Below are 13,118 nucleotides of genomic sequence, written 5' to 3' on the forward strand. Positions count from 1 at the left end.
CCTGGTTTGGTCAATTCCCATCAGCTGTTTACCGATATGACAACTGCATACATCGAATCCCCGCTGGGTTTAACCCTCATTAAAGGCGACGAGAAAGGCGTTTCTCAAATTTCCTGCCTGGACGGTGTCTGTGGTGGCCCGGCGCAGGATGGTCTACCACTGGACGAGCCTGTTGCGCAGGCCGCTCAGCAGTTGACGGAATACTTTGCCGGAACGCGGCAGACGTTCGATTTTCTGATCAGTCCGGCCGGCACTGCCTTTCAGCAGTCTGTCTGGCAACTACTGCGTGCTGTGCCGTTTGGAACAACGCAGTCCTACCTGGAGCTGACCCGCCACCTTGGCGACGAAAAAGCCATTCGGGCCGTAGCGGCTGCCAACGGGCGCAATCCGCTCTGGATTGTTGTACCCTGTCACCGGATTGTTGGCTCAGACGGGTCGCTGACGGGCTACGCCGGTGGACTCTGGCGGAAAGAATGGTTGTTAAAACACGAAGGTGCCTGGCCGGTTTCAGTGAAGGGAAAAGCCAGTGCAACGGCTCCCGGTCAATTATCCTTATTCTAATTCGCTACTACTCGTTTTCATGTCAACTATTCTGCAGTGTGTTGCCTGCCTGGGTTTACTGGGGGCTGTCCTGAGCTGTGCGCCCCGTTATAAAGGTCCCGTAAGCGACCATTTCGACGGCAAGAAGTTTTTCAATCCCGGCATGCCCGAACGATCATCGGGCGGGGTGCTGAAATGGCTGCTTAACCGGGACAAAGGTCCCTGGCCCGATCAGCCCGACGCCTATATTGGGCCCAGGCCGGCCGCCCGGATTGAGGGCGACAGTCTGGTCGTTACGTTCGTTAATCACTCTACGTTTCTGCTGCAAACCAACGGGCTGAATATCCTGACCGATCCGGTCTGGTCCGAACGCGTTGGTCCTACGTCATGGCTGGGCATCAAACGGCACCGCCCACCCGGACTGAAGTTTGAAGAATTGCCGCCCATCGACGTTGTCCTGTTAAGCCACAACCATTATGACCACCTGGATTTACCGACGCTTAAAAAACTGGTAAAAGCCCATAATCCGCTGTTCGTTACCCCGCTGGGAGTATCCTATCTGCCGAAGTCAGTCGGTGGACGGATTACGAAGGAGCTGGACTGGGGCGATACGCTGCGCGTGAACGATAAACTTACGTTGACCTGCACCCAGGCGCAGCATTTCAGTAACCGGGGCCTCGGCGATCGGGAAGAAACGCTGTGGGCGGGTTATATGCTCGATACGTCATACGGCCTGACATTCTTTTGTGGCGATAGCGGCTACGGACCGCATTTTAAAAAAATAGCGCAGCAGACCAGTGGTAAACCCATCAAGCTGGCCTTGTTGCCCATCGGTTCATACCGGCCCGAGTGGTTCATGGCACCCGTGCACATGTCGCCAGCCGGTGCTGTACAGACACTGCTGGACCTGAACGCCGAACAGGCGGTAGGTATTCATTTTGGTACGTTCCAGCAGGGCGATGATGGCCTGTTTGAGCCCGTTACCGATCTGAAAAAAGCCTTACAGGAAAAGAAGGTCGACGAGAAACAGTTCATTGTGCCCACCGAAGGAAAAGCAATGGTGTTTAACTAGCAGAAAATACCGTAACGCTTAGGTGGATAGCTAAGTAGAGTTATCTTGTGGTTTGCTTAACTACATACCAGGATGTTCACTCAAGTGCAAATTCGTCGGTTAATCATTGCCTTAATGATGCTTACGGCTCTAATGAGTCTGGGGATTATGTTACTAGTTACATCCGCATTTATCCTGCCGGACGATACTTTCTCTCACCAGAAAAATGGGGCTGTTGGAGAATGTGAGATATATGTTGAAGAACCGGAACCTCCAGTTTTAAACACGGAGCAACTACATGGACAAAAAATATTCATGGCTAACTGCGCCCAGTGCCATTCGGTAGCTGGTGATATTATTGTCGGGCCGGGGCTTATGGGGGTTACCGATCGCGTTCCGAGCGAGGCCTGGCTACGAGCTTGGATTCGAAATTCCCAGCAGGTAATTGCGTCAGGCGATTTATACGGTCGGATTGCTCACGAAAAGTTCGGTAACATAACCATGCACAGTTTTACGATGCTGACCGATGCTGATATACATTCTATTTTGTCCTATATAAATGCTGCAAGCCCCCCAAATGGTGTAGCAGGAGGTCAGTAGAAACGTCATTGATTCCAGACGATTCTGTACTTTTGCGGCATGGAACCGTCCGGCATAGAAATCAAGAAAAGTGATCGGCTTGAGCACCTTAAATACGACATTCGGGGGCCGATCTACGAAAAAGCCCTTGAACTGGAGAGTCAGGGGTATAAAATTATCAGCCTGAACATTGGCAACCCAGCTACGTTTGGTTTCGACGCGCCCGACGAAATTGTCCATGATATTATCCTGAACATCCGGAACGCGCAGGGCTACGCCGATTCGCGGGGGCTGTTTGCCGCCCGGAAGGCGGTGATGCACTACACGCAGAACCTCGGTGTTCCCGGCATTACGATCAACGATATTTACATCGGCAACGGGGTCAGTGAACTGATCATGCTGTCGATGCAGGCGTTGCTGAACGAGGGCGATGAGGTGCTGCTACCCTCACCGGATTACCCGCTCTGGACGGCGTCGGTAGCGTTTTGTGGCGGTAAACCTGTTCACTACGTCTGCGACGAAGCGGCCGGCTGGAACCCCGATCTGGTCGATCTGGAAAGTAAGATCACCTCCCGTACACGCGCCATCGTGGTTATCAACCCCAACAATCCAACCGGAGCGGTGTACGATCAATCGGTGCTGGAAGGGATTGCCCGCATCGCCGAGCGGCACAAGCTAATTATTTTCGCCGACGAGATTTACGACCGGATTCTCTACGATGGAGCGCTGCATCACCCTATGTCCAAGCTGGTTCATGAGACACTCTGCATCACCATGGGCGGCTTATCAAAGAACTACCGGGCAGCTGGTTTTCGGGGGGGTGGCTTATTCTGAGCGGGGCACGCCAGCGGGCGAAATCATACATCGAGGGGCTGACATTGCTGGCCAGTATGCGCCTGTGTGCCAACGTGCCGACCCAATACGCTATTCAGACGGCGCTGGGCGGTTATCAGAGTATCAATGACTTAATTCTGCCAACTGGACGTCTGCACCGACAGATCATGCTGGCCTACGACCGGATGCGCGCCATCCCCGGTATTACGTGCGTTAAGCCCCAGGGTGCCCTGTACATCTTCCCCCGAATTGATCTGAGTCAGTTCCGGCTGATTGACGATCACGACTTTGTGTATAATCTGCTGGTGGAGCAGAAAGTACTGGTTGTGGCGGGAACGGGCTTCAACTACATCCACAACGATCACTTCCGGATCGTCTGCCTGCCCACGGTTGATGAACTGAACATTGCCCTGGACCGAATCGAAGCCTTCCTGGAAAGCCGCCGAAAGTGATTATCATGAATTAATTATGCTTTCACGTTTCCCGGAATTAGTACAGAGCAGGCTTCAACGGATGATAGTTATTACAGACTTTTCAGCCGTTTCATAAACGGCTGAAAAGCTGGTTTTAACTCTTCAAACAAAGGGTTGTTCCGGTGTTTGAGCATGACCTCGCTGAACAGTTTCAGGCCCAGCGCGAATTCTGCCGCCTGCGCTTTGTCGCCGAAGGGATCTTTTTCTTGCAGGCGTTCGATAATGCTAAATAGCTCGTCGTGATTGTCAACCGTCAGGTCCAGTTGCTTATTCGATACGGGTTCGCCTGATGCAAGTCGGACGGGCGTAAGTGTCAGATGGTAGGTGTTTACTTTCTTTTCCATAGTGAGTATTATTTACTTGTGACGTTGGCTGGGCACCAGTCTTGCCAATGCCTTGGGGTAACAACATTGAACACAAGATAGAAGTTGCCCCACCGGAAGATGCCGTTTGTACGATTACCATCAGGGCTCTGTTAATCGGTAGTGTTTGGTGAAATCTTGCCTAAGTGTTGCGAATAATTGCCGCTGTAGGGAATAACCGCTATTTTGTTCCGGTATAACTAATTCCTACAGCACTACATGGATTTCTCGAAGACCCGGCGCGGCACTGCAGCCGTCTGGGCGGGGGAGACCGAACCGTTTTACGACGGCGCAACCACCCCGCCCATTGTTAACAGTGTCACCTACGCTTACAAGGACCTCGACGAATGGTATTCGGTTGCTACCGGCAACGCCGAAGGACACATCTACAGCCGGAACACCAACCCGACGGTTCACGTACTCGAAGAGAAAATCCGGATTCTGGAAGGCGCCGAGGCTGCTACGTCCTTTGCTACCGGTATGGGGGCCATCAGCAATACACTGTTTTCTCTGCTCGGACCCGGCAAACGAGTGGTCTCCATCAAAGACACCTACGGCGGTACCAGCCGGCTTTTTCTCGACTTTTTACCTCATTACCAGGTTAACGTAACACTCTGCGACACGACCGATTACGACGCGCTGGCGGCCGAAATCGCTAAAGGCTGCGACGTACTGTACCTGGAAACCCCCACCAATCCGACGCTGAAAATCGTGGACATCCGGCGGCTGGCGATGGTAGCCAAGCGGGTGGGGGCGGTGGTGGTCGTGGATAATACGTTTGCTACGCCCATCAATCAGAATCCGTTGCGACTGGGGGCTGATCTGGTAGTGCACAGCGCCACGAAATTCCTCTGTGGCCACTCCGACGCGATGGGTGGACTGCTGTGCGGCAAGAAAGAGCTGGTAGAGAAAGTTTTCCGGTTCCGGGAGATCAACGGTGCCAGTCTCCAGGCCGAACCGGCTTATCTCATTGCCCGGGGTATGAAAACATTGGAACTGCGTATCGAACGTCAGAACGCGTCGGCGCTTAAGATTGCCCACTTTCTCAAAAGTCATCCTAAAGTTGCCGATGTATTTTACCCTGGTCTGGAGACGCACGCGGGGTACGCCATCGCCAGTGAACAGATGACCGGTTTCGGTGGCGTGATGAGTTTCTCGCTCCGGGCGGGCTATGATGCGGTGAAGCGATTCCTGCCGTCGCTGCAATACGTGCACCTGGCGGCCAGTCTGGGGTCGGTGAGTACGCTGGCGGGTCCGCCCCGCACGACGAGCCACGTTGAGCTGACGGAGGCTCAGCGCGCGCAACTCGGTATTCCTGAAGGGCTGATTCGTTACTCGGTCGGTATCGAAAACGTCGAAGACCTGATTAATGACCTGAGCCAGGCGCTGGCAAGTGTATACCCCTGACTACCAATCTGAACTCAACCCATGCACCCATTTTTTTACCAGAACCGGCTGGCGTACACGCTGGCTGGTCTGTGGCTGTCGGCCACGCTGAGTCTGGCCCAGCCAGCCCCTAAAACAACCGACATCAGTGCTCCGCGTCTGACGCAGGAACTGGACCGAATCAGCAAACTCGCTAAAGGGAAAGTGGGCGTTAGCGCCGTGCATCTCGAAACGGGACAACGTATCGGTATCAACCGGCAGGATCGTTATGCTATGGCCAGTACGGCTAAAGTCGCCATCGCTGCGCAACTTTTTCACCTGATGGAGGAGGGGAAGCTGTCGATGATGACGATGGTCGATCTGCAACCGGCCGATCTGCATCCGGGCAGCGGTACGCTGGAAGTGCTGTTCGCCAAACCTGGCGTGAAACTGTCGGTGCAGAACCTGCTGGAACTGATGATGGTCATCAGCGACAATTCGGCAACGGATATACTACTCCGCCTGGCAGGGGGAGCGGGGGCCGTTACGAAGCGGCTGAAAACGCTGGGTATCCAGGACATGACCGTCGACCGAACCATTATTCAGCTCATCGCGGATCTGGACGGTGTAACCCTGCCCCCCGAAGATCAGTGGAAAGTAGGCTTTTATAATACCCTTGACCAGAAAATCACGCCCGAATCTCGACGCGCCAGTCAGGCGAAATTTAAGGACGACCCGCGCGATACAGCAACGCCCGACGCTATGACCGAACTGCTGACCCAGATTTACCGGGGTACCGCCATCAAGCCCGCCAGCCGCGATACGTTACTGGCCGTCATGGAGCGCTGCCGGGGTGGGGCAAACCGGATGAAAGGCTTCCTGCCGCCCGGAACGGTGGTCGCCCACAAGACCGGTTCGCTGGACGGTAATGCCACCGACGATGTAGGGATCATTACGTTGCCCGACGGGGGTGGGCACATTGCACTGACCGTATTTGTCGGTCCGTCGCCCCAGCCGCTGGCCGAACGGGAACAGACCATCGCTCAGGTAAGCCGCGCCATCTACGACTATTTTCTGTTTCAGTCGCCAACGCTGACAACCCAGGCCCGCTGAGATGAACGTTTTCAAGCTCATTACGTGCCTGCTGATTACGGGAAGTGTCTTTGGGCAGAAAACGCCGACGGTCAAGCAGATACAGGCGTTCGATCAGTACGTAGCGACCGTTCAGAAGCAGTGGGCTATTCCCGGCATGTCGGTCGTGGTCGTGAAAGATAACAAGGTTATTTTCAGCAAGGGGTATGGTGTGCGGGAGGTGGGTAGACCGGAGCCCGTCGATACCCAGACGCTGTTTGCCTGCGCATCGACCACAAAAGCCATGACCGTGGCGCTGATGGGTATGCTGGTCGACGAAGGCAAGCTCGCCTGGAGCGATCCGGTTTATAAGTACCTGCCCGAATTGCAGCTTTACGATGCATCAGCCAGCCGGGAGATAACCATCCGCGACCTGCTCATCCACGATACGGGCGTAGGGGGGACCGACTTTTTTACGGGCGCGATGCACATACCCGTTAACGAGATGTTCCGGCGGATGGCCCTGGTGAAACCCAGTTACTCCATCCGGTCCGGGTTCATTTACCAGAACATTATGTACTCGGCGGCCGGGCGTATCATCGAGCGGCTGATGGGCACAACCTGGGCCGAAGCGATTCAGGCGCGGATTTTTCGACCCCTGGGCATGTTACGTACAGTTCCTAAACGGAGATACATAAAGGATGATAACCAAGTCCGGCCGCACTACGTTATTAACGATACGATCCGCGTGATCGATTATACTCCCGATAGTGAAATCGGTTCAGCCGGAGCGGTCTGGTCGTCGGCGGATGATATCAGCAAGTGGGTCACCTGCATGCTCGACAGCAGTAAATACAACGGTGGTCGACTGCTGAAACCCGAAACCTGGGCGGAGGTGTTCAAAACGCAGACGCTGGTGCCCAATGACGAATACCCGACCATGCAGCTTCTGCAACCCAACTGGCTCACCTATGGGCTGGGCTGGTACCAGCATGATTATAAAGGACATAAAATCAATTTCCATACCGGTAGCCACGCGGGGCTGACGGCTATTACGGCCCAGCTACCCGACGAAAAGTTGGGCATTTTTGCGTTCGGTAATGTTGATCATGCCGAGGGGCGTCATGCGCTGATCTATAAAGCGTTCGATCTGTTCGCCCTGGGCGGCACACGCGACTGGAGTACAGAATTCAAAACGCTGTATGAGGGCATAAAGGAGCAAAACAGGAAAGCAACCGCCAGCTTTGTGGCCCAGCGCGTCCCAAACACGAAACCGTCGCTGGCTTTACAGGAATACGCTGGGACGTACAATAGTCTACTCTATGGCGAGATAACTGTCAGCCTAGCTGGCAATGACCTGTCGTTTAATGCTAACAACGCCTTGACAGCAACTCTGCCGCACTGGCACTACGACACATTCTACGGATCTTTTGACAAGGCATGGCAGGGGAAAACAACTGCCCAGTTCAGTCTGAGTTCAGTTGGTAAGGTTAGTACGTTGGTGTTCAACGGAATGGACTTCAAAAAGAAACGTTGAGACTGGCTGACAGGTATTAAACGTCGGTACAGGCCTCTGTACCGGCTTTCCTGGTTCCAGTACGTATCGATTTGCTGAAGGACATAGCCTGTATCAGGCGGATAAGACCTGGCGATAGGCGGTAGGCGTGTGGTTGTAATATCGTTTGAACAGCTTGTTGAGATGGCAAACGTCGGAAAAACCGAACTCGTCGGCAATCTGGGAAACGGTCAGCGGAGTTTGCCGCAGTTTTGTCGCAACCAGTTTGAGTTTGTGCCGGATAATGAACTGCTGAATAGAGTCACCGACCTGTTGCTTGAACAGGGTACTCAGGTGGCCGGGAGAGTAATTGAAGGCATCGGCGATGGTATCCATCCGCAAGCGCTCCGGTTCCCCGATATGCTGGCCGATGTAGGCGATGATTTGACGGGTGAGGTTCAACGAAAAGGTTTGCCGGGATGGGATAACAGCTCCCCGTTCGCCAAGAAGGCGGTCGACCAGACTTAAAATGATTTTCATCAACGATTCGACAATGGGGTTGCCCGTCAGGTGACGAAGGCTACGTTCCTCTGACAGAATCATGGTGACCAGCGCCCGCAAATTGTCCTGATCGGTAGAATCGGTAGCGATTGAGCCCAGGCAGGGCGAAGTAGATCTGTTAACATAAGCCCAGGGCTGATCATCCGCTATCAGCAGGCTGGAGATGTAGAGCGGGGAGAATGACAACCTGTAAAGGCTCGTCGGCTGCATCGTCAGGAAGCTATACTGGTCATGCGCGCCCAGAAAGAAAACATCCCCTGGTTGATACGTGAATCGCTTATCGTTAACCAGATGGTGACCCTTCCCCGACTGAATCAGAATGAGTTCGTAACAATCGGAAAACCGGATAGGCGTTGCCCATTGATTCAGGTCGAGCTGTTCGATGTGCAGGGATCTTTGCGGAATGATGTCTTTCATGAGTGATGGAGTCGGGCGTATGGGTTATTGGGTACTATCGCTAAGACCAACATAGTGCCACCTCTTCTAAATCTGGTTTTATTTGAGTCAACTATTTGATATTCATAACTTTATCAGACTTTGGGTTAGTTAATTACACTCCAATATGTTGGAGGCTCCAACATATTGGAGAACTCAATTGGAGTCCGGCTGGAGCTGTATCTTTACGTGTCGTCAACATCACGAACCGATATGCTGCCCGCTAACGAACCAACAGTACTGCCGTCGCTGCTTATTGTGGAAGATGAGTTTTTGATCGCCAATGATTTACGGCGTATTCTGACGAAAGGCGGCTACCAGATCGGAGGGATCGCCGGATCTGTGGACGAGGCCAAAGAACAGGTTGCCAGCCAACGGCCTGACATTGTGCTGCTGGATATTTTCCTGGATGGCCACGAAACCGGAATCGATCTGGCGCACTGGTTGAGTAAGCAGGCCATACCGTTTGTTTTTCTGTCGGCCAACCTGACAGACGGCCTGCTCGAGGAGGCTAAAGTGACGCAGCCCTTTGGCTTTCTGACAAAACCGTTTCGGGAAAAAGACGTCCTGTCGACGCTGGAAATTGCCCGTTACCGCCACGCCCACAGCGAGGAAGCTAAATTGCGCCAGCAGCAGAGTATCCGGATTGCCGTCAATAACGCCAGCATTAATATTCAGGACCGTGAGCAGTTCTGCCTGGCAATTGCGGACCAGATCAATCGGTTTGTGCCGTTTTCGTTTTTTACCCTCCAGATCGGCTTACCCGACGAGTCGTCGTTCTACTGGCTGATGCTGGAGAAAGCTGGCAGTGCGTTTAAAAAGGTTAACCTGGCGGCCCTGCTCCAGAACGAATCGGACGAATCGCTGCTAAACAAGCTGGATCAGGAAGCACCGGACCGACTGGGTGAACAGACCGGCGTGTTTAGCGGGAGCGCGTTTGACCAGCTCTGCCAGACCTACGTGACCGCACGCGCCTGCCGGGATAAATTCAATGTTCGGTCGCTGGCGCTATTTCCGATTCCGTTAAAACGTAATGCCATAACTACCATCATGCTGTCCAGCACCCAGGCTGATGGCTTCTCGGAACGGGATTACCAGACCGTTAACCTGATCTGTCCGCAAATCGCGCTGACGCTGGACAATCTGCTGGCTTACGAGGAACTCGATACGCGCCGACAGATCAAAGCTATCGAACTGGCGATTGCCAATGCCTTTCGGAGCGAAGCCAGCATGAGCGCCATACTCGTGCAAGTTGCCCAGTCGATCAATGAGCTACTACCCGTTGATCTGCTGGCGCTTTATCGGATCAAGGTGCCGCAGCCGGCCGGGGCCGATACGCTTTGTACGGTGCAAAAGAGCCGGGGCCGTTTTGAGCCACTGGAATCGCACTCCCTGCCGCTGTCCTCAACAATCAGCCCGTCGAGCTGGGAGGCTGCCCTAGCCGGGATGCAAACCTGCCTGACGAAGCCGACGCTCAATGTGGGATTTCAATTTTCCCAGCAGGCCGCCGACAACGTGATAGGGGAGCTGTACCGGAGAGAACTGGGGCTGCAGTCATTTATGTACGTACCCATTTTCCGTGGCGAACAGCCGGTTGCCTCCCTGATTCTGGCCAGCAAAGCGCCCTATGCGTTTACCTATAATGATCTGCATACGTTGCAGGACATCAGCGTGCAGATGTCGCTGGCGCTGGAAAATGTATTTGCCTTTGAGCGTATCAAAATGCTGAGTGAGCGGCTGGAACAGGAGAAAACGTACCTGGTGGAAGAGATCAAGACGAGTCATAATTTCGGGGAGATCATTGGCGACAGTCCGGCTATGCAGGTCGTGTTTACTAATATTAGCCAGGTTGCACCCACCAATGCCACCGTCCTGATTCTGGGCGAAACCGGGACGGGGAAGGAACTGGTAGCCCGGGCGGTGCATACGCTGTCGTCGCGCAAGGACCGGACGATTATCAAGATCAACTGTGCCGTTTTGCCCGCGCAGTTGATCGAATCGGAACTGTTTGGGCACGAACGGGGCAGTTTCACCGGCGCGACTGAAAAGCGCATTGGTAAGTTCGAGCTGGCCAGTGGAGGAACGCTGTTTCTGGACGAAATTGGTGAACTTCCCCTTGAACTACAGGCGAAACTCCTGCGGGCAATTCAGGAGAAAGAAATTGAACGTATCGGCGGGAAAGGGCCCATCCGCATCGATGTCCGGATTATTGCGGCCACGAACCGGAATGTACAGCAGGAAGTAGCCGAGGGGCGGTTTCGCTCGGATCTTTACTACCGGCTGAACGTGTTTCCGATAGTGGTGCCGCCCCTGCGGGAACGCACGGACGATATTCAACCGCTGACACTGCATTTTCTACGACGGATTAGCAAAAAGCTGGGCAAACCCCTGACTGGTGTTACCAACGATACGATGCATCAATTGTTGGCCTACACTTGGCCGGGGAATATCCGGGAGCTGGAACACGTGTTGGAGCGGGCCGCTATTCTGTCCCGATCCAATACCCTGGAGCTAGCCGAACCTTTACGGTCGATACCCATAACCGATAGTCCTGTTGCTGCAGGACAAAGCGTCGAATGCATCCAGCCCATCGATGATATCATGCGGGCGGCTATCCTGGCGGCACTATCAAAATCGGGCGGACGTATCCGGGGGCGGGGTGGTGCCGCTGAGTTGCTGAACCTCAAACCGACAACGCTCGAAGCCCGGATGAAAAAGCTGCAAATTCAGCTGAAACGATAGGAGCGAGTAATCTATCAATAGGCTAAACTTCGCCAGTCACAGCGTCCAATTTTGGTAAAATCCGCTTTGAATACTTCAGAATCGTCGATTTGTACCGGAACCGTGCTGATTACCATCGTTATGTTTGCGTCCGCAATACATTACGTGCTGATTACTCGTTTCTCGTCTAACACCCTTACCCATGCGCTTGCTTTGGTTGTCCGTTGCCGTCGTCTTTCTTCCGTTCCTGCTAGGGGCTCAACCGGCCAAACAACTGCCCCTTCCGCAGCTACAGCAGGCGTTTATCGACCAGCGATTCGGGATGTTTATCCATTTCAACATCCCCACCTTCATGAGCGACGACTGGGCTGACCCCGATGCGTCGCCCACCCTGTTCAACCCCACTAGGCTGGACTGTACTCAATGGGCAAAAGCGGCTAAATCAGCCAGGATGGCGTACGGCGCATTGACGACCAAACACCATAGCGGCTTCTGTATCTGGGACACGAAGACCACGCCCTACAACGTAATGAATAGTCCGTTGAAACGCGACGTAGTGCGGGAGTACACTGATGCGTTCCGGGCTAACGGGCTGAACGTCATGCTGTATTATTCCATTCTGGACACTCACCACAAGCTGCGGCCCGGTTTTATTACCAAACAGCACATCGCCATGGTGAAAGCCCAGCTCACCGAACTACTGACGAACTACGGCCCCATTTCGGCGCTTATCATCGACGGCTGGGATGCACCCTGGTCGCGGATTTCGTACGACGATATTCCGTTTGAAGAGATCTATCGGCACATTAAGTCCATTCAGCCTAATTGTCTGGTGATGGATTTGAACGCGGCCAAGTACCCCGCCGAAGCCCTGTTCTACACTGACATCAAATCCTATGAGCAGGGGGCTGGGCAGCACATTTCCAAAGAAACCAATAAGCTACCCGCGCTGTCGTGCCTGCCAATCAACGATGCCTGGTTCTGGAAAAGCTCGTTTCCGACCAGGCCCGTCAAAGACCCTATCGTGCTGGTGCGCGATAATCTGGTGCCGTTCAATCGGGCCTACTGCACGTTCCTGCTGAACGTAGCACCCAACCGGGAAGGTCTTATCGACGATAATGCGCTGACGGCCTTGAAGCAGATCGGAGAGGTATGGAAACCCGACGCCGAACAGCCCAAACTACCGCCGTTCGACGCGCCAATTATTTCACATAATCTGGCCAAACATCAGCCAGCCAATGCGACCTGGAGCGATGATATGTGGATTATGGATTTTGGCAACGACGACAACTTTCGCACGGCCTGGAAATCGAACCCCAGTGTGAAAAAGCCGATGTACGAAGTCGTACTGAGCGATAAACCGGGTATCGAAACGTCGTTCAACCTGATCACGATCCTGGAGCCTGCCGCTACCATTACCGGCTATCGGCTGGAGTACTTGTCGGGTAAAACCTGGAAGCCAATTCCGATGACGAGTGAAGCCAATCCAGGCCGGGCCAATCCAGGCCGGGCCAAAGTGCATCGATTTTCGATGGTTAAGGGGAGCCGGGTGCGAGTGCTGATCGATTCGTTTACAGCCCCGGCTGCCATTGCCGAATTAGGGGTGTACAAGGAAACCGGTCGGTAAGCTA

The 13,118-nt window shown here is 53.8% G+C and carries 10 protein-coding genes and 1 pseudogene; 9 read left to right on the forward strand and 2 right to left on the reverse strand.

Annotated elements, in window-relative coordinates; genetic code table 11:
* Positions 1-36: 36 nt before the first annotated feature.
* The 4 genes and pseudogenes from HU175_RS14830 (at position 37) to HU175_RS14845 (ending at position 3,456) form a co-directional block, all read left to right on the forward strand.
* Positions 37-561 (forward strand): methylated-DNA--[protein]-cysteine S-methyltransferase, encoded by a 525-nt coding sequence (locus HU175_RS14830; protein ID WP_176567336.1) that lies wholly within the window; start codon positions 37-39, stop codon positions 559-561.
* 19 nt (positions 562-580) lie between these two features.
* Positions 581-1,612, forward strand: a complete 1,032-nt coding sequence (locus HU175_RS14835; RefSeq protein WP_176567337.1) for an MBL fold metallo-hydrolase — start codon at positions 581-583, stop codon at positions 1,610-1,612.
* Between the two features lie 72 nt (positions 1,613-1,684).
* Entirely contained in the window at positions 1,685-2,191 is a 507-nt protein-coding gene (locus tag HU175_RS14840; protein WP_176567338.1) for a c-type cytochrome, read from the forward strand.
* Positions 2,192-2,245: 54 nt separating this feature from the next.
* A pseudogene (locus tag HU175_RS14845) lies at positions 2,246-3,456 on the forward strand (pyridoxal phosphate-dependent aminotransferase).
* A gap of 71 nt (positions 3,457-3,527) precedes the next feature.
* Here HU175_RS14845 and HU175_RS14850 read toward each other — a convergent pair.
* Positions 3,528-3,821, reverse strand: coding sequence for a DUF3861 domain-containing protein (locus tag HU175_RS14850; RefSeq protein ID WP_176567339.1), 294 nt, complete (start codon positions 3,819-3,821; stop codon positions 3,528-3,530).
* A gap of 237 nt (positions 3,822-4,058) precedes the next feature.
* Here HU175_RS14850 and HU175_RS14855 point away from each other — a divergent pair, with 237 nt between their 5' ends.
* From HU175_RS14855 to HU175_RS14865, 3 genes are read left to right on the forward strand one after another with little or no spacing between them, the layout of a single operon-like run.
* Positions 4,059-5,246, forward strand: a complete 1,188-nt coding sequence (locus HU175_RS14855; protein WP_176567340.1) for a cystathionine gamma-synthase family protein — start codon at positions 4,059-4,061, stop codon at positions 5,244-5,246.
* A 21-nt stretch (positions 5,247-5,267) separates the two neighbouring features.
* On the forward strand, positions 5,268-6,317 hold the full coding sequence (gene bla, locus HU175_RS14860) for a class A beta-lactamase (RefSeq protein WP_176567341.1): 1,050 nt from the start codon (positions 5,268-5,270) through the stop codon (positions 6,315-6,317).
* A gap of 1 nt (position 6,318) precedes the next feature.
* Complete coding sequence (locus HU175_RS14865; protein ID WP_176567342.1) at positions 6,319-7,812, forward strand: serine hydrolase; 1,494 nt, start codon at positions 6,319-6,321, stop codon at positions 7,810-7,812.
* Positions 7,813-7,905: 93 nt separating this feature from the next.
* Here HU175_RS14865 and HU175_RS14870 read toward each other — a convergent pair whose 3' ends face one another.
* Complete coding sequence (locus HU175_RS14870) at positions 7,906-8,748, reverse strand: helix-turn-helix domain-containing protein (protein ID WP_176567343.1); 843 nt, start codon at positions 8,746-8,748, stop codon at positions 7,906-7,908.
* A 231-nt stretch (positions 8,749-8,979) separates the two neighbouring features.
* Between HU175_RS14870 and HU175_RS14875 the strand changes: the two genes are divergently transcribed.
* Together HU175_RS14875 and HU175_RS14880 are read left to right on the forward strand one after the other, a co-directional pair.
* Positions 8,980-11,508 (forward strand): sigma 54-interacting transcriptional regulator, encoded by a 2,529-nt coding sequence (locus HU175_RS14875; protein WP_176567344.1) that lies wholly within the window; start codon positions 8,980-8,982, stop codon positions 11,506-11,508.
* A 181-nt stretch (positions 11,509-11,689) separates the two neighbouring features.
* Positions 11,690-13,114 (forward strand): alpha-L-fucosidase, encoded by a 1,425-nt coding sequence (locus HU175_RS14880; protein WP_176567345.1) that lies wholly within the window; start codon positions 11,690-11,692, stop codon positions 13,112-13,114.
* The last annotated feature ends 4 nt before the right edge of the window (positions 13,115-13,118 follow it).

Origin of the sequence: Spirosoma sp. KUDC1026 (genome assembly GCF_013375035.1) — a bacterium.
Taxonomy (GTDB): domain Bacteria; phylum Bacteroidota; class Bacteroidia; order Cytophagales; family Spirosomataceae; genus Spirosoma.